This is a genomic window from Segatella copri (assembly GCF_051861805.1).
Classification (GTDB): Bacteria; Bacteroidota; Bacteroidia; order Bacteroidales; family Bacteroidaceae; genus Prevotella; species Prevotella copri_M.
Genome location: NZ_CP146520.1, coordinates 3,056,629 through 3,078,658, shown reverse-complemented (window position 1 = coordinate 3,078,658; position 22,030 = coordinate 3,056,629). Strand labels below are relative to the sequence as shown.

The following is a 22,030-nucleotide window of genomic DNA, read 5'->3' as shown; positions in this document are numbered from 1 at the left end:
GATAGTTTATAGAACATTCTATTTGATACGAACCTTGGTCTCTACGTTCAGTCCGGCACGGAGCAAGGCTATCTGTTTCGGGTCATTGTCCTTGGTGAGGGCGATGCGAACAGGCACGCGCTGCTCTACCTTTACGAAGTTGCCGGTGGCATTATCCACAGGAATCATGGAATAGGCATTGCCGGCTGCGGCAGAAAGGGCTTCTACCTTGCCATGGAATACTACACCTGGGATGGCATCGGCGGTGAAATCTACGCTCTTTCCCACGGTGATGCCGTCCATCTGAGTCTCACGATAATTGGCTACCACCCAAACATCATTGTCATCCACGATGCGGGCGAGCATCTGACCAGGCTGCACCAGCTGTCCCTCGTGAATATCCTTTCTTCCCATCACGCCATCGCAGGTTGCCACGATTACGGTATAGGAAAGGTTGAGGCGAGCCAGATTGAGCTGTGCCTCAGCCACGCTCTCACCGGCACGTGAACCGCCGAGTTGCTGGGTCTGCACATTGCGAACCGATGCAGCACTAGCCTTGCGGCTGCTTGCCTGCTCATAACGCGCCTTGGCTCCCAGATAGCGGGCATAGGCATTGTCGTATTGCTGACGGGTTACCGCATCCTTCTTCATCAGGGCTGCAAAGCGGTCGAAGTCCTGCTTGGCATTCATCATATCCACACGAGCCTCCTCGATGCCGGCAGCAGCTGTCTGTACATTGGTATTGGTGGTGCCCATGCTGGCGGTTACCACCGAAGAACTTGACTTGGATCCACGCAAGCCGGCTTCTGCCTGAGCCACATGCAGACGGAACTCAGCATCCTCGATGATAACAAGGGTATCGCCCTTCTTTACGTGCTGATAGTCGTTGAAACGAATCTCCTTGATGAATCCCGACACACGGGTATTGATAGGGGTAATATGGCGGTTTACCTGTGCATCATCGGTGTAAGCTACATCGCTGCCATGATAGAAATGGCTGAAGCACCAGCCGATAGCTCCCAGAAAAAGGAGGATAATCACTACATTATATATTCTCTTGATAATCTTCTTGTTCATTGCTTTATTTATTTTATTGTTTCTAAATTTCTCCTGCCACGTACTTCATGCGATAGTAGGCATAGACGATGTTGATGCGGGCATCTACCTCGCTGAGCTCGGCATTGAGCTTGAGGTTGGAGGCATCCACCATATCCGTAACCAGGGCGAGCTGGCTGAGATAGCGGGCATTCATCACATCGTAGTTCTGCTGTGCCAGCTCCACGCTCTTTCGCTGCGTTTCCAGTTCTACGTAGGTTTGCTGATACTGCACGTAGGCAGCCTGCACATTATTGTTGAGCTGCTCTGCCTGAACGGCATGTGCCTCTTTTGCCTGTCGGGTCTCTACGGCAGCCTGCTTGATGCGCTTGTTGCTCTTGAAGAGAGAGCTGAGGCTGTATTTCACGCCTACGCCCACATACCAGACGTTGAGGTTCTTGTCAACAGGTGGCAATTCGAAGAGGATAGGTCCATCGAAGTTATCTGCGGCAACGAAAGCTACCTTTGGCAGAAGATCGCTCTTGGCAATCTTCTCTTTCTGTTCGGCGATGCGGATGGCGTTACTGCTCTGCTCCAGGAGTGGGGAGTTCAGGGTGCCTGCTGTCTGCCAGTAAGCCTCGCCTTCCTTGCCGTAGGTCTTATCGGCGATTGTGGCATCGGGGATAATCTGTGCATCCTGGTTCATTCCTAGGGTATTGCAAAGCTGATGATTCAGGATGCTCCGGTTGTTTCGGAGCGCCGTAAGACCGAGTTTGAGGCTTTCCATCTGGAGTTCGTATCGGGTGATGTCATTCTTCAGCGCCATGCCGTGCGTCTGTTTCTCCTTGATGTCGTCGATGAGCTGGCGGGTTAACTCGATGTTCTTTTCATACACCTTGATGCGGTTGTCTATCTTATAAAGGTCGAGATATTGCCCCAGGGCGATGAAGCGAATCTGCTGTCGGGTGAGTTTCACGCCTACCTCTGCCTGCTGCTTTCCGAGTTCGGCGAGCTTGATGCCTGCGTTGATGGCTCCACCGGCATAAACCACCTGCTGTGCCTGGAAGGCGAAGTTGTTGCCGAAATGTGGAGATTTCAAGCCGTGAACGTTGCTGAAGTCGCGGTCGGTAATCAGCGCATTGCCGATGTAGCTGAATGAGAGGGAAGCATCAAGGTCGGGCAGTTTCTTGCTTTTAGCCGATTCGATGCCGAGATGGGCAGCTTCTACTCCTGATAATGAAGTGCGAAGGCTCTTGCTGTTATCCTCCACCTTCTGGAAGAGTTGGCTGATGGTCATGTTTTCTTTCTTGCTGGCAGGCAAGGAAGCAGCCGCCCCTACGGTGGTTTGTGATTGAGCCGAAGCCCAATGGGTTCCTCCTGCAAGCAGAAGGCCTACAAATAAGATGTTCTTAATCATTGATTATTACTTTTTGAATTTCGGGTGCAAAGGTACGGAGTTTTGGGCGAACAATCGCTTTAAATATTTCGCGGCGGATGGACGATTTGGGAATAACAGTTCTTTTATCTCACATATTTTGTGTAATTTTGCAACCGAAATAGGAATAAAGAGACATAATAACTCTATATATAATAAGGTGTAGATGGAATTATCAGAATTAAGCAGTTATCAGGAAGCAAGCCTTTTCCGCTCTGGTTTGGAGGAATGGCAGGAGGGTCCGCAAGTATTGACTTACGGAGCAATATTGATTTGCCGGAAAGGAAAGGCGATGCTGAATGTGAATTATAAGGATTGGGAACTTTATGAGGGGGCGGTGATTACGCTGTTTCCGAATGATGTGGTAGAATTGAAGGTTGATGGGGATTTTGAAGTTGAAATCCTGAAATATAATCCTTCCTTGCTTCGTGAAGCAAGCTTGCAGCTGGAGCAGACGGTGTATTCTTCCTTGCGGGAAGACCGTTGCAGGCAGGATACCCCTGTGGTGACAAACATCATCAATGGGATGTTTGGTTTATTGAAGGTATATTTCGACCAGTCGGAATGTACCTGCATCTCGCAGTTGGTGTTGTGCCAGTTGAAGGCGTTCTTCATCGGTTTTCATGAGTATCTTCAGCGCAATCCGCAATACCGACCAGATGAGGTAAAATCGTATCGCGTAAGAGAACTGTTCAATCGGTTTATGATGCTTCTGGAGAAGGATTACAAGATTTCAAGAGATGTGAACTATTATGCCGAAAAGATGAATATCTCTTCTAAATATCTCACCAACATCGTGAACCAGGTGACGGGGCATACTCCCAAGACCATCATCGATCAATACGTGATTCTGCAGCTCAAGCTGCATCTTAAGCGAAGCACGCAAAGCATCAAGGAGATGGCTTGGGAGTTTCATTTTGCCGACGTCAGTTTTTTCTGCCGATATTTCAAGAAGCATACAGGTCTGACACCGCAGCAGATAAGGTCGTAATCACAACCTGCAGTTTTGCTCTGATTTCAGCTTCTTCAATCTCGCCGATGTGTTCTGGAGAGAGAGCCTTGAGTTCTTCGAGACATCCCATCTGCATCATGGTGGCGATAGGGAGGAGCTTATGTGCCGCCTTTCCTATGTGGTCGGTAGATAAGGATTCCTCTTCTATGGCTTCTTTCAGGTTCTCAAGGTGTGCGGCAAGTTCCTGCTTCACGGTATCGAGAATCTCCTTTGCCGCCTCTTCGTCGCCTCCGGCAAAAGCCAGGAGAGAATCAAGCTGAGGGTTGGATTTCTGCTGGGATGATAAATCTGGCTGGGATGGAGTTTCAGACTGGGCATCCAGTTGAGGCTGGGACTCTATTCCCAGAATATCAGACAGTTTCTCCATGCTGAATGGCTTGAACAGGCAGTCGTCGAAGCCTGCTTTCTGGAGCTGTTCCAGGATGCTTGTGTCGTGAGCCGTCATCGCCACCACCGTCATCTGGGTATGGTTGATGTGGGCAATCATATCCATGCCGTTCATCTCGGGCATTTCGATATCCATCAGCATCAGGGCTGGCTGCTCGTTATGCAGAGTGGTGAGGGCATCCATCACATGGTTGCAGGCGAATACTTGCCAGGTGTCACCTACGATGCGGCGCAGCATTTCCTGGAGAAGCTGGAGCTGCAGCTTGTCATCATCCAGAATCAGAATCTTGTGGTTTGCAAATTCCGTTTTTTTCTTCTTTTCTTCAGAAACCAGAGGGCTTACTGAATCTTTTTCTTCCTTTTCCTGATTGGAATCGAACGTCTTATCGTCTGCAAGTTCTGATTGGGTTTTATCCTGTGTATCTTCCTTTGGCGCAGGCTCTACAGGGATGGTGACGATGAAGGTAGAACCTTTTCCCTGAGTAGAGTGGAGGATGATTTCTCCGCCGAGCAGCGAAACCAGTTCCTGGGTAATGGACAGTCCCAAACCGGTGCCTTCGATGCCTTGGGCACTCTTCAATCTGGTGAAAGCGTGGAACACCTTCTGTTTTTCCTCGCTGGTCATTCCCTTGCCCGTATCCTTTACGCTCAGGGTAAGCATTGGCTTGCCCATGACTTTAGAAACCTGTGCCTGGATGATGACGCTGCCCTGGTCGGTATATTTGATGGCGTTGCTTACCAGGTTATCCAAAATCTGACGAATGCGGAAGGCATCGGCACGGAAGAATTCCTTCTTCATTGGAGAATCCGAAGTTCCCATTCCCTTCATCTTGCATTCGAACGAAATGCCCAAGCCTTTCTCTTCAGCCCGCAATCTCATTCCCTCTACCGATTCTGCTACCAGTTGCGCTGGCGAGAAAGAGGTAGGCTGTACTTTCATCAAGCCATTTTCCAACTGGTGATAATCGAGCAGGGAGGCAACGAGATGGGATAGATGTGCGGCTGAATTCTTGATGTTCTGGAGACATTCGATGCCCTGAGGATTGCTGACGTAGTCTTTCATCAGGTCGATGAAGCCCGAGATGGAGGCGGCTGGTGCCTTGATGTCGTGGGTGATGGTAAGGAGTAGGCGCTCGCGCTGGTTCATGATGCGCTGAATCTCCTCGTTGGCTGCCTCCAGGTTTTCCTGATAGATGCGCTCCTTCTTGGCATCGCGCCAGATGAGCCAAATCATGACTACGATGGCGAGGAAGGCTACGATGGCGAGTAACTCCATCTGCCACAACAGGTGCTTTCTGGCTTCCATCGCCTTGCTGATGGATTCCTGCATGGTATCTTTCTCCCGCTGGTGTACATCGCTCAGATGCTTGGCGGAGCGGAGGGCGAGTTTGGCGCTCACCATCTTCAGCTCTTCCATCTCCCTGTTGATGTGCTGCTTGTGGTCTTGCGTTTCCACTTTCTCCTTTCTGTCTATCTGTTCGAGGATGTTTGCCACGTTTCCTGCCACGTTTACTGGGGTGGTGACGGAATCGATGACAGCCCGGTTGCTGTCTTGTTTTACGCTCAGGGTCTCGGCGTGTTCTTTCTTAAAGGCATCGGCAAGTCGGCGGAAGAATCCCTTTCTGGTTTTCAATACCTCTACCGTTGTCTTCTTCGCCTCGTGGGTTTGGGGTGCCTTGGAGTGGACGAGGATAGAATCCTTGCCCGCATTCAGACTCTTTACCTTATCGTGCAGATAATTTTTGTTTGGTTTCCCTGCCATGACATCGGATAGTTGCTTCAGGTTTTTCTGTTCCTCTTTGAGCAGAGAAGATATGGTGCTATCGGCAGCACTTCTTTTCTGTATATAATCGCGCGATGCCTCATTGACGGCGATGATGCTCTTGGTGTTGCTATACACCAGACTGATGGCCAGGATCATGATGATGGCAATGGCGCTGTATCCGAGGGCTACCTTGATAGGAATGTTATTCTTGTGCATGAGAAATCTATTTAATTAATTACCTTGTTTATATCTTCTGCAAAGATACGACAAAAAAATGATTCCAAGAAAAGAAAGGGGTAAAAACAAGTCAGGAGACCAATGAATATCATCATTAGTCTCCTGCCTGATTGAAAGCGACGCGTAATTGTTGTTTTTTACTTTACTTTGTAATCTTGATTTTAATTACTGTTTTTAAAGGTGATTTACTCTGCTACAGTTGAATCTGCTGCTACAGAAGTCTCTACTGGAGTCTCTGCTGGAGCTGCCTTCTCTTCTGCAGAATCCTCTGTTGCCTTTACTGTTGTGTCAGCTGGAGTCTCTGCTGGAGCTACTGTGTCAACTGGAGCTACTGATGAAACACTTGCCATCTTGTTGCTGGCGAATACGTTGCTAACTGATACCATTACCATAGCAGCGATAGCTGCGAATACTAACTTTTTCATAATCTTTTATTTTTTTAATTGTGAATATTATGTTTATTACTTCTTTCATGAACTGCCTTACTTGCATTGCTGCTTGTTTGCGAGTTCACTATCTAATATCACAATCTGCGTGCCAAAAGATGATAAAATATTGTAAGTGGTTGATAATCAGTAAAAGCTTCTCTCTGTGCCAGTTTTCAAACTTGTGGAAGTTGGGGAACTGGTGTGGAATTATTCCCCAAAAAGTTGGGGAATGGCTTCAGATTCCCCACTTCCCCACATCATCAGATGCCGTACTTCTTCATCTTGTTATACAGCGTCTTTCTATCCACGGCTAGCAATTGTGCAGCCTTGCTCTTGTTACCACCCGCAGCTTTCAGCGCAGCCTCTATTCGCTGCAGTTCTGTTTCCTCATCGTGCAGGGTGGTTGGGGCTTGTGGCTGGATGTGTGCCATACTCTGTTCCAGTTCGGTTACTCCGATGTATCTGCCGGTGGCGAGAAGGGTGGCGCGCTTCATTACATTATTCAATTCGCGCAGGTTGCCTGGCCAGTTGTAGGCGGCAATTCGCTCCTTCGCCTTGCTGTCGAGTCCTTCTACATTTCTGTTAAGCTCCTTGTTGGCATGCTTGATAAAAAGGTCGGCGAAGAGGAAGATGTCGGTACCACGGTCTTTCAGCTCAGGCATGTAGATGGTGAACTCGTTGACGCGATGGTAGAGGTCTTCACGGAAGTTTCCTTCTGCCACACGCTGCGCCAGGTTCTCATTGGTGGCACATACCAGTCGGATATCGATGTCTATCTCCTTGGTGCTTCCCACCGGACGGATTTTTCGTTCCTGTAGGGCACGGAGCAGTTGCACCTGCACCTCATAGTTCAGGTTTCCCATCTCGTCGAGGAAGAGCGTTCCGCCATTCGCCATCTCGAATGCACCCTTCTTATCCTGGTCGGCTCCCGTAAAGGCTCCCTTCACATGACCGAAGAATTCAGAAGCTGCTACATCCTTTGGGATGGCACCACAGTCGAGGGCGAAGAATGGCTTTCCTGCCCGCTGACTTAATTCGTGGATTCTGCGAGCCACATACTCCTTTCCCGTTCCGCTGGCTCCAAGAATGAGAACCGACATAGGGGTAGGGGCTACTAGGGAAACGAAACTATAGAGCTTACGGGAAGCCTCACTTTCGCCTTCCAGATATTTAGGAACATCGCCAGCAGGTGATGCAACTTTGGCGTTCTTATCTGCTGAGGTGCTTGTATTTTGAGTCTGATTAACTGATGCAGAATCAGCTTGCTGAGATTTTACAGCAGTAGCATGTGCCTCAGAAGATGCAGCTGAGGCTGAATTCTTCTGATTCTTGATGGCTTCCTTGATCTTATCCAGGAGAATATCGGGATGAAAAGGTTTTGCCACATAATCGGTGGCGCCCGACTTCATGGCGAGCACCACATTCTGGATTTCGGCATAGCTGGTCATTACAATGAATGGAACCAGCATGCCGTGCTTTCTCATCCATTGTAACAGGAAGATGCCATCGTGGTCGGGAAGACGAAGATCGGACAAAACCAAATCAAATCCGCTTTCAGTCTTCTCGTAAATCTGTATGGCCGCTTTTACCGAAGTAGCTTTTTCTACTTCGAATCCTTTCTTTTTGAGCCATGTTTGAATCATGGTTCCAAACGCGATATCGTCTTCAACTATTAGAATCTTTTCCATATTACAATCCTTTTGTCACTTTCTTCTCGTTAAGCTGCTTTATTGCGTGCGCAAAGTTAGCATTAATATTTGATATAAGCAAAGAAAAGGGTGGTTAATTTGGAAATTTCGCCAAAGATTTTGGGGCTTTTCTCACAAAAGTTCATAAAAGTGTGATTTTATCTCATCAAGAGTGGACTTTTGCAACCGGGTTGCAGAAGCCTTTTGGTAATTTTGCAACCGAAATCAAGAACGGAACGCTATGTTTCGAATGATATGGAATTAAAAGTATTATAAAATTATGGAAGAAATGAAACATCATCATTGTGATTGTTCCATGGATGAACATCATGAGCACCATGAGCATCATGGATGTGGCTGCCATCATCATCACCACGAAGAAGGGAGCCTGAAGTCGAAACTCTATCTTATCGGTGTAACCATCATCCTCCTGATTGTCGCCGTGTTTATCGAGAAGCATTATGACCTTGCCACCTGGCAGTTGCTCCTGGTCTATCTGATACCTTATTTATTAATAGGACATGAGACCTTGGGCGAGGCGGCAGAGGGCATCGCCAAGGGCGATATGTTTAACGAGCATTTCCTGATGGCGATAGCTACCATCGGTGCCCTTTGCATCGGCTTCTTTCCGGGTTCTGAAACGGAATTCCCAGAAGCTGTCTTCGTGATGCTCTTCTTCCAGGTGGGAGAACTCTTCGAGGGATATGCCGAGGGAAAGAGCCGCGATAGCATCTCGCATCTGATGGATATCCGCCCGGATGTGGCGAATGTAATCAGGAATGGCGAGGTGGAATCGGTGGCTCCTAATACGGTGAAGATCGGAGAGACTATCCTGATTAAACGGGGTGAGAAGATTCCGCTGGACGGTATCGTCGTAGAGGGTTCTGCTTTGCTGGATACGGTGGCATTGACGGGCGAAAGCGTGCCTCGTGCTATCAAGGATGGAGATGAAATCTATTCGGGCTGCATCAACCTGAAAGGCGAACTCAAGGTGCGTACCACCAAGACTTTCGGCGAGAGTACGGCATCTAAGATTATCGCCCTGGTGGAGAGTGCTGATAGGAACAAGTCGAAGAGTGAGGCGTTCATCACCCGTTTCGCCCGAATCTATACGCCTATCGTGGTATTCGCCGCATTGGCTTTGGCGATTATTCCTCCTATGTTGGGAGCGATGGGCATCGCCACCAGCCTGATGGGTGGGGGAACCTTTGGCGAAAACTTCCCTCTGTGGTTGAACCGTGCCTTGATATTCCTGGTGGTATCCTGTCCTTGCGCCCTGGTAATTAGTGTGCCGCTCACCTTCTTCGGTGGCATTGGCGGTGCATCAAGAAATGGTATTCTGATTAAGGGAAGTAATTATATGGATGCACTTGCCAAGATTGGAACCGTTGTGTTCGACAAGACAGGAACCTTGACGCATGGCGAGGTGCTTGTACAGGCTGACGAAGGTGCTCCTGTGGTGGTGAACGATGGCATCAAGGAGGGAAGTGCTGAGGCTGTAAGATGCCTGAAGGCACTTGGCGTGAAGAAGACTGTGATGCTGACGGGCGACCATGAGGAGATTGGAAAGAAGGTGGCTGGACAAGTGGGCGTTGATGAATATTATGCCGAACTTCTGCCTGCTGATAAGGTAACTCATCTGGAAAAATTGTTGAAGACGAAGCCTGCCGGCAAGACCTTGGCATACGTGGGTGATGGCATCAACGATGCCCCTGTATTGAAGCGTGCCGATGTGGGTATAGCGATGGGTGCTCTGGGTAGTGATGCTGCCATCGATGCTGCCGATGTAGTATTGATGGACGATGATCCGAGAAAGATTGCGCTGGCGATGAAGATTGCTCGCCATACTATCCACGTGGCTCACGAGAATGTGATTTTTGCTATCGCTGTAAAGATGGCAGTCTTGGTTCTTGCCACCATCGGTTTAGGTACCATGTGGATGGCGGTATTTGCTGATGTGGGCGTTACGGTGCTGGCTGTATTGAATGCCATGCGGACGCTGAAGAAGAGTAGATAAGAAGAAAAAAAAGCTGTGTTGATCCGTAGATGAACACAGCTTTTTCTTGTTTAGTATGGGGACTTCTTTATTTAGGGACTTATCCGAATAGTTTTCCTATGCTACGCAACTTGGTGCGGTATCCGTAGATGGCGACCTTTATACTTTTTTATATTTCTTTTTCTTTATTTGGTGTCGCAGTTGCAGCTGTTTTATTTCGAGTTGCAGTTGGGATTATTCCTTTATTTCGAGTCGCAGCTGTGACTGATGCTTCTGGCTGCAGCTATTAGGGTTTCAAAGTCATCGCAGAACTCGGTCATCTGATGATAGAGCAGGTTGCTGCCCTTATCTGATAACTCGTTGTCTGGAAGCGGACCGGAATTGATGGCAACCGTAAAGATGTTGGCGGCTACTCCGGCACGTACGCCCAGGGGTGCATTCTCTACCACGATGCCTTCCCAAGGCTTCAGGTTGCCAGCCTTCTGCAAGCCCATCAGATATGGATCGGGATTTGGTTTGCCACGCTTCACGTCGTAGGCGGTTACGATATGTGCTTCGTCCAGAAAGTCGCCGAAGTCGTTGAGTAATCGCATGATGAGCGGACGCTGCCCGCTGCCCGTTACAACTCCCACCTGCATACCGGCATTCTTGATTTTCTGCATGATTTCCTTCACGCCAGGGAATATCTCGGCGGTAGGCATCGAGTGGAAGATATCGGTCTTCACGTCATACATCTTCTGTGCTTCATTCAGAGAGATATCGATACCCTTCTGCTTCTTCACCATCATCTGGATGGTGTCGATGCCTCGGGCTCCCTCGGTGGCATAAGCATCGGCGGCAGTCATGTGGATATCAAACTGCTTCATCGATTCCTGCCAAGCTACGGCATGATTAGGCATACTATTATATAATACGCCATCCATATCAAAAAGAACGGCTTTAGGGTTGAATTCCCCAAAGCCGTGGTCTTTTAAGTATTTTGAAATAATATCTTTCATCTATTATTTTTCGTTAGCCAAACGCTCCTGAATAGCCTTGCTCTCTGCCTCATAACCTGGCTTGTTGAGCAATGCGAACATGTTCTTCTTGTAAGCCTCAACACCTGGCTGGTTGAATGGGTTTACCTCTTCCAAGAGACCGCTGATACCGCAAGCCTTCTCAAAGAAGTAGATCAACTGACCAAGGTAGTAAGCGTTCAACTCAGGTACGTTAACCAAGATGTTAGGAACACCACCATCAACGTGAGCCAAACGTGTACCGAGCTCTGCCATCTTGTTCACCTCGTCAACACGCTTGCCCTCAAGGAAGTTCAAACCATCGAGGTTCTCATCATCGTGTGGGAAGAGCAACTTCTCGTTAGGAGTCTCAACGCTGATAACAGTCTCGAAGATAGAGCGCTCGCCCTCCTGAATCCACTGACCCATAGAGTGAAGGTCGGTAGTGAAGTCACAAGCTGCTGGGAAGATACCCTTCTGGTCCTTACCCTCGCTCTCACCATAGAGCTGCTTCCACCACTCAGCGAAGTAGTGAAGCTTTGGCTGGAAGTTGCATACAATCTCAATCTTCTTGCCAGCCTGTGTATAGAGAGCCTGACGTGTAGCTGCATAGATAGCAGCTGGGTTCTCCTCGAAAGCTACGTCCTTGCCGCAAGTCTTCTCCATGTCAGCAGCACCTGCAACGAGCTGCTTTACATCGAAGCCAGCTACTGCGATAGGCAACAAACCTACTGGAGTCAATACAGAGAAGCGACCACCTACATTGTCAGGGATGATGAAGCTCTTGTAACCCTCCTTGTCAGCGCAAGTGCGGGCAGCACCCTTCTTGGCATCGGTAACGGCTACGATAACATCCTTAGCCTCGTCCTTGCCGCGCTGATCCTCGCACTGCTTCTTCAAGAGACGGAAAGCGAGAGCAGTCTCTGTAGTGGTACCAGACTTAGAAATGTTGATGACACCAAACTTCTTGTCCTTCAGGAATGAAGTCAACTCGAAGAGGTAATCCTCACCGATATTGTTTCCTGCGAAGAGGATGGTAGGGTTCTTCTTGTCGTTTACGAGCCAAGCGAAAGAGTTGCTGAGACCTTCAATAACGGCGCGAGCACCGAGGTAGCTACCACCGATACCTGCAACAACAACCACCTCACACTTCTCGCGCAATGTGTTGGCAACAGCCTGAATCTCATCGAGGAACTCAGGAGTAATAGAAGATGGCAAATGCAACCATCCCAAGAAATCGTTACCTTCACATGTGCCGTTCTCAAGAGCTTCCTGAGCGGCCTTTACCTTAGGCTCATAAGCCTTTACTGCACCCTCTGCGAGGAATGATGCAGCCTTTGTAATGTTTAAGCTGATACTTTTCATTTTTTCTTTTATCTAAATGAATCTGTTAAAAGTTTAATCTCTATTTGCGGACTGATGCGTTCGTACAATATATTATATACGGCATCGAGAATCGGCATGTTGACGTGCATGTGGCGGTTGATTTCCTTCATGCACTTGGTACCGAAATATCCCTCGGCAATCATCTCCATCTCTATCTGCGCGCTCTTCACGCTGTAACCTTTGCCTATCATGGTTCCGAAAGTGCGGTTTCTTGAAAAATTGCTGTAACCCGTTACCAGAAGGTCGCCCAAATACACCGAGTCGTACATGCTTCGGTCGATAGGGTGGACGGCTGTCAGGAAGCGATGCATCTCCTGCACGGCGTTCGACATGAGTACCGCCTGGAAATTGTCGCCGTACTTCAGTCCGCCACAGATACCTGCGGCGATGGCATATACGTTTTTCAGCACCGAAGAGTATTCGATGCCTATCACGTCGCTTGAAGTCTTGGTTTTGATAAACTCGCTTGCCAGACAATCGTTGGCAAAGGCGCGGGCTTTCTCCGTATCGCAGCAGCCCACCGTGAGATAGCTCAGTCGTTCCAGGGCAACCTCCTCGGCATGAGAAGGACCACCGATGCACGCCAGGTTCTCGTAAGGCACGTCATATACCTGATGGAAATATTCCGAGCAGACGAGGTTCTCGTCAGGCACGATACCTTTGATGGCTGTGATGATAAACTTGTCGCTGAGTCGGGTCTTGAGCTTCTTGAGATGATTCTTCAAATAAGGCGATGGGGTGACGAATACAAGTGTATCGTAGTTCTGCACTATCTTGTTGATATCGGAAGAGAAGAAGATCTCATCCACATTGAATCGTGCCGACATCAGATAGGCAGGGTTGTGACCCATGCGCTTGAAGTCCTCGATGCGGTCGTCGCGACGCATATACCAACCTATGTGATGAGTATGCCCCACCACAATCTTGGCAATGGCTGTAGCCCAGCTACCGCCGCCAATTATCGCTATTTTACCGCAGTTATACACTTCGAATGATTTTATAATTAATAATTAATAATGTATAATGAGGCTTTCGCCTTTGTTTGTAGGTATAATGTATAACTAATAAAAAGCCGGAGCTCTTTATTAATTATACATTATTAATTATACATTAAGCATTTGCTGCATCAATCCATCCCTGGATGTCATCAACAGAAGGCTTCTCGTAGCCGAGCTTGTACTTCTTGTTGATTTCTCCAATCTTCTGCTGCAAGCCTTGTGCTTTTTCTTCACGGATATCAGAGATGAGGTTGAAGCCTGCCTTGCGGAGCACGTATGCCCAATCCTCTGGCACGCCAATCTCTGCCCATTCCTTGATGGTGCTCTGTGGCATCTTCTTCTCTGGCTTCATCTGTGGGAAGAACAATACTTCCTGGATGAAGGTCTTGCCTGTCATCAGCATTACCAAACGGTCGATACCAATACCGATACCTGATGTTGGAGGCATACCGTACTGGAGGGCACGGAGGAAGTCCTGATCGATGATCATAGCCTCGTCGTCACCCTTGTCGGCAAGCTTCATCTGGTCGATGAAACGCTCTTCCTGGTCGATTGGGTCGTTGAGCTCAGAGTATGCATTGGCAAGCTCCTTGCCGTTAACCATCAACTCGAAACGCTCGGTCAAGCCTGGCTTAGAGCGGTGCATCTTGGTCAGTGGAGACATCTCTACTGGATAGTCGGTGATGAAGGTTGGCTGGAGGAAGGTGCCCTCGCAGAACTCGCCGAAGAGCTCGTCAATCAACTTACCCTTACCCATGGTCTCATCTACGTCCATGCCCTTCTCCTTGCAGAATGCGCGGATTTCTTCCTCTGTCTTGCCGTTGCAGTCGAAACCGGTCTTCTCCTTGATGGCATCGAGGATAGGCAGACGGCGATATGGAGCCTTGAAACTGATGATGTTGCCATCAATCTCGCGCTCTGGCTTGCCGTTTACGGCGATACAGATAGTTTCGAGCAACTTCTCTGTGAAAGCCATCATCCAGTTGTAGTCCTTGTACTGAACATAAAGCTCCATACAGGTGAACTCTGGGTTGTGGTTGCGGTCCATACCCTCGTTGCGGAAGTTCTTGCCAATCTCATAAACACCCTCGAAACCACCTACGATGAGGCGCTTTAGATAGAGCTCGGTAGCGATACGCATGTACATATCCTGGTCGAGCGCATTGAAGTGGGTAATGAATGGACGGGCAGAAGCACCGCCTGCGATGCTCTGGAGGGTTGGAGTCTCTACCTCTGTATAACCAGCGTTGTCGAGTACGTTGCGCAGGGTGCGGAGTACGGTAGCACGCTGCAGGAAGGTATCCTTCACGCCATCGTTTACGATGAGGTCAACGTAGCGCTGACGGTAACGCAACTCAGGATCATCGAACTTGTCGTATGCTACGCCATCCTTGTACTTCACGATAGGGAGTGGCTTCAAGCTCTTGGAGAGCAGGCACAATTCCTTGGCGTGTACTGAAATCTCGCCAGTCTGTGTGCGGAATACGAAACCCTTTATGCCGATGAAGTCACCGATGTCAAGAAGCTTCTTGAATACTGTATTGTAAAGGTCTTTGTTCTCGTCTGGACAAATCTCGTCACGGGCGATATAGACCTGGATTCTTCCCTTTGAGTCCTGCAACTCAGCGAAGCTTGCTTTACCCATCACGCGGCGACCCATCATACGGCCAGCGATAACTACCTGGCGTGGCTCGTCCTCGTCCTTGAATTCAGCCTTGATGTCTGTGCTGAATGCATTGGTTGGAAACTCTGCTGCTGGATATGGATCGATGCCCATCTCGCGCAATGTCTGAAGACTCTGTCTGCGAACGATTTCCTGTTCGCTTAACTCTAAAATGTTCATATTATATTCAGATATATCTTTTTATTTTCTTATTTTTGGTGCAAAAATACAAATAATTTTCCAAACTCTTGTGCTATTTTTATCCTTTTTAATATAAATAAGGTGATTTATATGCAATCAATCACTTCCTTTGCCACATCTATAGGGCTTCCTTCTGCTTTCGATGAATATGGGTTCTTCTGCAGAGTCCATGATTCCTCCAGTCCGTACCAGTCGATTCGTGGAGTATCTTGCAGCGATAATTGACTGGCTAGCGATTTCATGAAGGTGCTCCAGCGCAGGTAGTAGAAATCCTTCAGCAATCCTTGCCATTCCTTGTGACCATAGTCGTGGAGTCCGCCATTATCGGCACAGTTCCTGTTGCCCCAGGTGGTTATCTGTACGCGGGCGTTCCATTCGTAAAGGTCCTTTTCTTCGGCTGTCTTGCCGAGGCTTCGGGCTTCCTCTATCCAGCGGCCCACACGGAACTCAGGACGGGTGCCGAGCAACTTATCCTGTAGCAGAATCATCTTCAGGAAGCGATCGGAATCCTTCTTGAATTCCTGTCGTGAGAATGACTTGTAATCAGCCATGGTCTTCAGATACTGCTTGCGCCCCTGGTCGGCGAGAGCCTGGCGACAGATGTCTACCAGGTCGTACTCGAAATTGTTGTTGCCCCGATATTTCTCTGCTACGCTGGTAAGGAGGATGGCAGCCTGGCGGGTATCCTCCGGGTCGTAGTAGTTGCTCATCAGCGACCAGGTTGAAACCTGATAACTGTTCAGCGATGGACGGGCGCAGAAGATGCTCTCGTGGGTGCCCTGCTGAATGTTGCCCTTCGGACAGTTGTAGATGCTTTGCGCAAGAAGTGTCCATGCCTTCTCGATAGTGGCATCATGAACGCCATATCTGGCATAGCAATATTCCCTGATCCAGTCTTCCTTGGTTATCTTTTCGGCACGCCATGGCAACTCGCTCATCAGTTCGAACATCACGGGGTTGTTCTCTGAACCTTCCATGGTGAAGCCCCAACCCTTAAGTGAAGAGTGAAGAGTGAGGAGTGAAGAATTCTCTTGTTTTGGGGTGTCCTTTTTCCCCGTTGCCAGATAGAAGTTATTGAGAAGTTGGTCCATTCGGCCATGAAGTCCCACATTGCCTCCGAAGTTTTCGAGCAGACAGAAGAGCCACTGGTGCTTGCCATAGATGCCTTCTTTCTTACTCGTGCTGAAATTTTTCTTCCCAGTGCCGGATGTATTATCCTCTGTGCAGAAATCTTCGAAGTTCTGACGGCTTTCAGAAAAGAGGTCGAGAACAAGCAGGTCGCCTACCTTCAGGTTGGCTATCATTTGGGGTCTTGGATTCTCGTTCCATCCCTGTACTACCCAGATGGCATGAGGATTGGCTCGCTTCATCGCACTCATCAGGGCTTCTCCTGCCTTGCCGTAATCCATCGAAGCATCGTTTCCGCTTTCATGGAATGGGTCCATGGAGTAGTAATCGGATTTGCCGTAGAGTCGGGTCAGTTCCTTATAATATAGGTCGGCGATTTCTGCAAACCGGCTATCGGTAGGGGATAGGTTGGCTGGGCGCTGGTAACTGTTCCATCTGCCGGCATCGGTTACGTTCAGTCCCAGCTTCTGTTTGACATCGTGAGGTACCATGCCGCAATATCCTGGTAAAACGGGTTTCATGCCCATCTCCTTCATTCTGGCAAGAATCTTCTTCTGCAGGGCTTCCTGCTGCTTGTACCAGCCCAGGGGCAGTGGACCGCCCCAACCTTCCAGATTGTTCATCTCCCACCAGGCAAGGAAGGCAGGACCGGCGATGAATTTGCCTACTTCCTCCTCTGAGTATCCCAGTTTCAGAAGCATGTTGCGCCATACGCTTTCTGTGCCCACGGCGGCAAGCGGCATATTGATGCCATGCAGCGCCATCCAGTCTATTTCTTTCTGCCATCGGTTCCAGTCCCAGAATGCCATCGTATAGGAAAAGGTGCAATAGTTGAAGTTGTAGCGCAGCTTCAGGTCTGTTTCGTGGCGTTCCTTCTGTTTCACGGCAGGAAGAACGGCTGGCAGCTTCACGTTCATGTTGTTCCAGGAGATGTGGATGCCGGCATGGTGCTTCAGATACCAGTTGATGCCCACGGCGATGTTCACCCAGGAGTTTCCCCGGATGATAATTGGGTTGTTCTTGCCGGCGCCCGATTTTGATGCAGCTGATTTCGATGCGGCTGATGTGCCGTTTCCTTTTTGGGCTTGGTCTATCTCGAAGAAATCCTTGTCCGATTTCACAAGCACGGTTTTAAACTTGGCGGCGGCTCCCTTGTCTATTCGATTCAGAAGGTCGTCTGCCGGATTGGCGAATGCTCCAAGAGCAACGGTGCATAATAGTTCTACAAGTACTTTTCTCATAAAGTTGTTATTAGTATTTTAATTGCCGAATGCAGCTATATTTCGGGACAAAGATAACGGAAAAAGCTGATAATACCAAGTAAAAAGTGCTTAAAAGATTAAAAAAGACTTATTTATTTTGTTTTGTCTTGGATTTGCATTACTTTTGCAAGAAAATGGGGAATGGGGTGAAGCCCTGAAATCCCAGAAACAACCAACTTAAATTTTGATAAGGATGAACATAGACGAATTAGTAAAAAGAATAAGTAAAACCGATGGACTCTCTAAAACCCTCGGAATGCATTTTATCTCAACCCCTGAGCCTGATACGCTTCAGGCTTCAATGAAGGTGGATGAGCGCAATCGCCAACCTTTCGGCTTCTTGAGTGGTGGTGCTTCTTTGGCGCTTGCCGAGAATGTAGCAGGCATCGGTTCTCTGGCTCTTTGTCCAGGACAGATTGCTGTGGGCATCAATGTGAGCGGAACTCATGTGCAGGCTGTAAGTGAGGGTGATACGGTTACGGCATACGCCAAACTCGTACACAAGGGCAGAACCTTGCATACTTGGGAGGTTGCTATCAAGAATACTGCGGGTGAATTGATTTGCACCGTGCAGGTAACCAACTATGTGTTTACTCCTAAAAAGAATGAGTCGAAGAAGGAATCAGATAAAGAGAATTCTAAAAAGACAGAAGAATAAGGTATGACAGCATTTGCATACTATCGTTTGCCTTATCTGCATCACGCAAATTTTGTGGCGCAGCATCTGGGGGAGCCAGAGGTGCTTTCCTCTGTGGCAGAACTGAATGGCAAGGAGGGCTTTGTAATAGCTCCTTTCTCGCCGTCCAGCGACTGTCCTGTGCTGCTCATTCATCCCGATGAAAACAGGCTTCTGGCTATCTCTGATGAAAGAGCTGTCTCTAGCTCGGAATCGGAATTAGAAGAAAGTATTCCTGCCCGTGATATCTATGCCGAAGATTTTGAATGTTTCCATCGGGAGTTGGAAAAAGGAACTTTCAGAAAGATAGTGCTGGCAAGAAAGGCAACCTTGCGAACGGCTGATAAGGATTTCGAAAAGCTCTTTATGAAGGCTTGCCGCATGTATCCCCGTCTCTTTGTCGCCCTGGTCTATACCCCGCAGTCGGGGATGTGGCTGATGGCCACTCCTGAAATCTTGCTCAAGGGGGAACAGGGAAAGATGCAGACGATGTCGCTTGCCGGAACCCAAAAGGCAGAGCCTTCACGTACTATCGCCGATTATCCGATAGAGGGTGTGGAGTGGTCGCTGAAGAACAGGGAGGAACAGCAGTATGTAACGGATTATATCGAAGATTGTATCAGGGCTTTCTCTGATGATTATCAGTTGAAAGGTCCTTATACCACGATGGCGGCAAATCTCTATCATCTCCGCACCGACATCACTTTCCTTCTTCGTGATGAAGGAAAATTAGGCGACGTGATTCATACGCTTTATCCTACGCCTGCCGTCTGCGGTATCCCGAAGGATGAGGCTCGCCAGTTTATCCTTCAACATGAACATCAGTCTCGCAAATACTATAGTGGTTTTGTGGGGCCTATCTCTCCGCAGGGAAAGACCCATCTTTTCGTCTCTCTCCGCTGCATGAATATCCTGCCAGAAGGTATCTGTGAACTCTATGCCGGTGGCGGATTGCTCAAGGAGAGTGAGATGGAAAAGGAGTGGAAGGAAACAGAAGCTAAGATGCAGACCATCAGGCGGGTTCTGATTTAGTTAACAGTTTATAGTTTATAGTTGATAGTTCATGTATAGTAATATAGATAATGTCAATATCCTGACGGGTGTTCTCCAATCGCATGGGGTGAGAAGAGTGGTGGTTTGCCCAGGAAGTCGCAATGCGCCTATCGTACATAATCTCAATGAAACGGAAGGTATCACCTGCTATCCTGTTACCGATGAGCGCAGTGCCGGTTTTGTGGCTATGGGCATTGCCTTGGGCAATCCGGCTCCTTGTCCGGCTCCTGTGGCAGTATGCGTCACATCCGGTTCGGCATTGCTCAATCTCTATCCGGCAGTCTGCGAGGCATATTATCAGAAGGTGCCTATCATCGTGATTTCTGCTGACAGACCCGAAACCTGGATAGGACAGCAGGATGGACAGACCCTTCCGCAAGCCAACGTCTTCGGAACGATGGTGAACCGGAGCGTGAATCTTCCTATCATATCCAATGAAGAGCAGGCTTGGTATTGTGAACGGTTGGTTCATGAGGCTATTATCGATTGCGTGCATCGAAAGATTGGTCCGGTACATATTAATATACAGCTTTCCGAACCGCTTTATCAGTTTACGCTCGATAGACTCCCGAAGATACATTGGGTGGATTATGTGAAGAGTAATCTCTTTGGTGGAAGTTTCCATTATGGTGACATGCTCGATTTTCTGAATGCCAGAAAACCGATGATAGTGGTGGGACAGGATTATCCATGCAGTCAGCTTGTTGGTATCAAACAGATAAATTGGCGAACCGTTACGCTAATTGAGCCAACTGCTTTGGGAACATCGAGCGAAGATCCGGCATGCCGGGATTTCTCTCGCAATCTCCTGGTTACCAATTTCGATGAAGTGTTGAATAAGGTGGGGGATGACGAGAGTTATATGCCCGATTTTATCCTCTATGTAGGAGGTACTCTGGTGAGCAAGCGTCTGAAGCAGTTCCTTCGCCTTGCCGTGAAGAAGGGAGCCAAGGTATGGCGTGCTAGTACCGATGGTGATTACATCGATACCTTTATGCGTATCGATCGCATTTTCCAATGCGATACCACCCTGCTGGCAGATGCCATGACTTCTTACAATCTGGTTTATCAGGATGATGTGAATGCATACAGAGAGCGTTGGGAGAAAGCGCTTCTGGCGGCAAAGCGTCATGCCTTTGATTACGAACCGCCATTCAGCAGTATGGCAGCCGTAAAGGCATTCCAAACGGAATATCTGGCTCATTCGCTGGATGATACCCGTGAATGCCGTCTGTTTTACGGCAACAGTATGGCGATTCGACTGGCCTGCATCTATGCTCGCCAATATGTGCATTGCAATAGGGGCGTGAATGGCATTGAGGGATCTCTGTCTACTGCAGCAGGTTTGTCAATCTATCTTTCGGAATATCATCATCCTGATGCCAGGAGCCAGCAGAAGGTTTTCTGCGTGCTGGGCGATTTGAGCTTCTTTTACGATCAGAATGCCCTCTGGAACCAGAATCTCGATGGTAGTCTTCGCATCCTGCTCTTGAATAATGGCGGTGGAGCCATCTTTGCCAAGTTCAAGGGATTGAAGGAGAGTGCGGCACGTGAGAAGCTGGTGATGGCTGAGCACTGCACCTCGGCCTATCACATCTGCCAGGCACAGAATGTTGCCTATCAGAATGCCGATGATATGAAGTCGCTACATGAGGGCATCGACTGGCTCATCCATACCGAGTCTGACAGACCGATGCTCTTGGAAGTGCTAACGGATATAGAAACAGATAATCAAGTAATAGAAGAATATTATAATAGTTTTCAAATATGAGAGAATGGAAAAAGATAGAAGGTTTTGATTTCAAGGAAATCATCTTCGAGGAGTATAATCATATCGCTAAGATTACCATCAATCGTGAGCGTTATCGCAATGCCTTCACCCCATTGACTACCTGGGAGATGGCGCAGGCTTTCAACTATTGCCGTGACTGCTTGGATATCCGAGTGGTTATCCTTACGGGTGCTGGCGACAAGGCGTTCTGTGCCGGTGGCGATATGCATGTGAAGGGTAGGGGCGGATACGTAGGCAACGATGGCGTGCCTCGTCTCAATGTGCTCGATGTACAGATGCAGATTCGCCGTTTGCCTAAGCCGGTTATCGCTATGGTGAACGGTTATGCCATCGGTGGCGGCCATGTGCTCCATGTGATGTGCGACCTGACCATTGCTTCAGAGAATGCCATCTTCGGACAGACCGGTCCTAAGGTGGGAAGCTTCGATGCAGGTTTCGGTTCTTCTTATCTGGCACGAATGGTAGGTCAGAAGAAGGCACGCGAAATCTGGTTCCTCTGCAAGCAGTATTCTGCAAAGGAGGCAGAAGAGATGGGAATGGTTAACAAGGTGGTTCCTCTCGACCAGTTGGAAGATACCTGCGTGGAGTGGGCTGAAATCATGATGGAGCGTTCTCCGCTGGCTCTCCGCATGATTAAGGCTGGCTTGAATGCCGAGTTGGATGGTCAGGCTGGTATCCAAGAGTTGGCTGGCGATGCCACCATGCTCTATTATACCATGGATGAGGCGCAGGAAGGCGGCAAGGCATTCCTGGAGAAGCGCAAGCCACGTTTCGAGGATTATCCTCAGTTCCCATAAACAATCTCACGGATGATAAATTCTGTGTTTGATAAATAAAAGTCCCACAGATTTCACAGATTTACACAGATATTTTTTTCTTTCCGAAAAAGCAGGGCGTTAGCCTATCTGTGTAAA

The 22,030-nt window shown here is 48.6% G+C and carries 16 protein-coding genes; 6 read left to right on the top strand and 10 right to left on the bottom strand.

Annotated features, from left to right (window positions below):
* Positions 1-18 precede the first annotated feature (18 nt).
* Both V8Z93_RS12185 and V8Z93_RS12180 read right to left on the bottom strand, forming a co-directional pair.
* A complete protein-coding gene (locus tag V8Z93_RS12185; protein WP_439431653.1) occupies positions 19-1,056 on the bottom strand; it encodes an HlyD family secretion protein in 1,038 nt (345 codons plus the stop codon).
* 22 nt (positions 1,057-1,078) lie between these two features.
* Complete coding sequence (locus V8Z93_RS12180; RefSeq protein ID WP_439431652.1) at positions 1,079-2,431, bottom strand: TolC family protein; 1,353 nt, start codon at positions 2,429-2,431, stop codon at positions 1,079-1,081.
* Between the two features lie 184 nt (positions 2,432-2,615).
* Between V8Z93_RS12180 and V8Z93_RS12175 the strand changes: the two genes are divergently transcribed.
* The gene (locus V8Z93_RS12175; RefSeq protein ID WP_439431651.1) at positions 2,616-3,440 is read left to right on the top strand and encodes an AraC family transcriptional regulator; all 825 of its coding nucleotides are present in this window, start codon (positions 2,616-2,618) and stop codon (positions 3,438-3,440) included.
* Here V8Z93_RS12175 and V8Z93_RS12170 read toward each other — a convergent pair.
* The 3 genes from V8Z93_RS12170 to V8Z93_RS12160 form a co-directional block, all read right to left on the bottom strand.
* Positions 3,397-5,829: a hybrid sensor histidine kinase/response regulator gene (locus tag V8Z93_RS12170; protein WP_439431650.1), complete on the bottom strand. Its 2,433-nt coding sequence runs from the start codon at positions 5,827-5,829 to the stop codon at positions 3,397-3,399. The two genes, V8Z93_RS12175 and V8Z93_RS12170, sit on opposite strands and share 44 nt — an antisense overlap.
* 206 nt (positions 5,830-6,035) lie before the next feature.
* On the bottom strand, positions 6,036-6,275 hold the full coding sequence (locus V8Z93_RS12165) for a hypothetical protein (RefSeq protein ID WP_439431649.1): 240 nt from the start codon (positions 6,273-6,275) through the stop codon (positions 6,036-6,038).
* Positions 6,276-6,538: 263 nt separating this feature from the next.
* Entirely contained in the window at positions 6,539-7,966 is a 1,428-nt protein-coding gene (locus V8Z93_RS12160) for a sigma-54-dependent transcriptional regulator (RefSeq protein ID WP_439431648.1), read from the bottom strand.
* Positions 7,967-8,354: 388 nt separating this feature from the next.
* On the opposite strand from V8Z93_RS12160, the gene V8Z93_RS12155 reads away from it, so the two are divergent.
* Complete coding sequence (locus V8Z93_RS12155) at positions 8,355-9,983, top strand: HAD-IC family P-type ATPase (RefSeq protein WP_439432855.1); 1,629 nt, start codon at positions 8,355-8,357, stop codon at positions 9,981-9,983.
* A 221-nt stretch (positions 9,984-10,204) separates the two neighbouring features.
* Here V8Z93_RS12155 and V8Z93_RS12150 read toward each other — a convergent pair whose 3' ends face one another.
* From V8Z93_RS12150 to V8Z93_RS12130, 5 genes are all read right to left on the bottom strand, one after another.
* Complete coding sequence (locus tag V8Z93_RS12150; protein ID WP_439431647.1) at positions 10,205-10,960, bottom strand: HAD family hydrolase; 756 nt, start codon at positions 10,958-10,960, stop codon at positions 10,205-10,207.
* A gap of 3 nt (positions 10,961-10,963) precedes the next feature.
* Positions 10,964-12,322 (bottom strand): glucose-6-phosphate isomerase, encoded by a 1,359-nt coding sequence (locus V8Z93_RS12145; RefSeq protein WP_439431646.1) that lies wholly within the window; start codon positions 12,320-12,322, stop codon positions 10,964-10,966.
* Between the two features lie 8 nt (positions 12,323-12,330).
* Complete coding sequence (locus tag V8Z93_RS12140) at positions 12,331-13,329, bottom strand: NAD(P)H-dependent glycerol-3-phosphate dehydrogenase (RefSeq protein WP_203039386.1); 999 nt, start codon at positions 13,327-13,329, stop codon at positions 12,331-12,333.
* Between the two features lie 124 nt (positions 13,330-13,453).
* Entirely contained in the window at positions 13,454-15,184 is a 1,731-nt protein-coding gene (lysS, locus tag V8Z93_RS12135) for a lysine--tRNA ligase (protein WP_439431645.1), read from the bottom strand.
* 107 nt (positions 15,185-15,291) lie between these two features.
* Entirely contained in the window at positions 15,292-17,574 is a 2,283-nt protein-coding gene (locus tag V8Z93_RS12130) for an alpha-N-acetylglucosaminidase (protein ID WP_439431644.1), read from the bottom strand.
* Positions 17,575-17,788: 214 nt separating this feature from the next.
* On the opposite strand from V8Z93_RS12130, the gene V8Z93_RS12125 reads away from it, so the two are divergent.
* Genes V8Z93_RS12125 through menB form a run of 4 tightly spaced genes read left to right on the top strand, consistent with a single transcriptional unit; the run spans position 17,789 to position 21,913 of the window.
* Positions 17,789-18,253 carry a PaaI family thioesterase gene (locus V8Z93_RS12125; RefSeq protein ID WP_203039294.1) on the top strand — a complete coding sequence of 155 codons (465 nt, stop codon included), beginning with the start codon at positions 17,789-17,791 and terminating at the stop codon, positions 18,251-18,253.
* A 3-nt stretch (positions 18,254-18,256) separates the two neighbouring features.
* The gene (locus V8Z93_RS12120; protein ID WP_439431643.1) at positions 18,257-19,303 is read left to right on the top strand and encodes an isochorismate synthase; all 1,047 of its coding nucleotides are present in this window, start codon (positions 18,257-18,259) and stop codon (positions 19,301-19,303) included.
* 31 nt (positions 19,304-19,334) lie between these two features.
* Complete coding sequence (gene menD, locus V8Z93_RS12115; RefSeq protein ID WP_439431642.1) at positions 19,335-21,095, top strand: 2-succinyl-5-enolpyruvyl-6-hydroxy-3-cyclohexene-1-carboxylic-acid synthase; 1,761 nt, start codon at positions 19,335-19,337, stop codon at positions 21,093-21,095.
* A complete protein-coding gene (menB, locus tag V8Z93_RS12110) occupies positions 21,092-21,913 on the top strand; it encodes a 1,4-dihydroxy-2-naphthoyl-CoA synthase (protein WP_089545278.1) in 822 nt (273 codons plus the stop codon). Before menD ends, menB begins: the two co-directional genes overlap by 4 nt.
* Positions 21,914-22,030: the final 117 nt, after the last annotated feature.

Excerpts from the sequence above, each read along its gene's own strand:
- V8Z93_RS12185 (WP_439431653.1), bottom strand. The coding sequence starts at position 1,056 with ATGAACAAGAAGATTATCAAGAGAATATATAATGTAGTGATTATCCTC.
- V8Z93_RS12180 (WP_439431652.1), bottom strand. The coding sequence starts at position 2,431 with ATGATTAAGAACATCTTATTTGTAGGCCTTCTGCTTGCAGGAGGAACC.
- V8Z93_RS12175 (WP_439431651.1), top strand. The coding sequence starts at position 2,616 with ATGGAATTATCAGAATTAAGCAGTTATCAGGAAGCAAGCCTTTTCCGC.
- V8Z93_RS12170 (WP_439431650.1), bottom strand. The coding sequence starts at position 5,829 with ATGCACAAGAATAACATTCCTATCAAGGTAGCCCTCGGATACAGCGCC.
- V8Z93_RS12165 (WP_439431649.1), bottom strand. The coding sequence starts at position 6,275 with ATGAAAAAGTTAGTATTCGCAGCTATCGCTGCTATGGTAATGGTATCA.
- V8Z93_RS12160 (WP_439431648.1), bottom strand. The coding sequence starts at position 7,966 with ATGGAAAAGATTCTAATAGTTGAAGACGATATCGCGTTTGGAACCATG.
- V8Z93_RS12150 (WP_439431647.1), bottom strand. The coding sequence starts at position 10,960 with ATGAAAGATATTATTTCAAAATACTTAAAAGACCACGGCTTTGGGGAA.
- V8Z93_RS12145 (WP_439431646.1), bottom strand. The coding sequence starts at position 12,322 with ATGAAAAGTATCAGCTTAAACATTACAAAGGCTGCATCATTCCTCGCA.
- lysS (WP_439431645.1), bottom strand. The coding sequence starts at position 15,184 with ATGAACATTTTAGAGTTAAGCGAACAGGAAATCGTTCGCAGACAGAGT.
- V8Z93_RS12130 (WP_439431644.1), bottom strand. The coding sequence starts at position 17,574 with ATGAGAAAAGTACTTGTAGAACTATTATGCACCGTTGCTCTTGGAGCA.
- V8Z93_RS12125 (WP_203039294.1), top strand. The coding sequence starts at position 17,789 with ATGAACATAGACGAATTAGTAAAAAGAATAAGTAAAACCGATGGACTC.
- V8Z93_RS12120 (WP_439431643.1), top strand. The coding sequence starts at position 18,257 with ATGACAGCATTTGCATACTATCGTTTGCCTTATCTGCATCACGCAAAT.
- menD (WP_439431642.1), top strand. The coding sequence starts at position 19,335 with ATGTATAGTAATATAGATAATGTCAATATCCTGACGGGTGTTCTCCAA.
- menB (WP_089545278.1), top strand. The coding sequence starts at position 21,092 with ATGAGAGAATGGAAAAAGATAGAAGGTTTTGATTTCAAGGAAATCATC.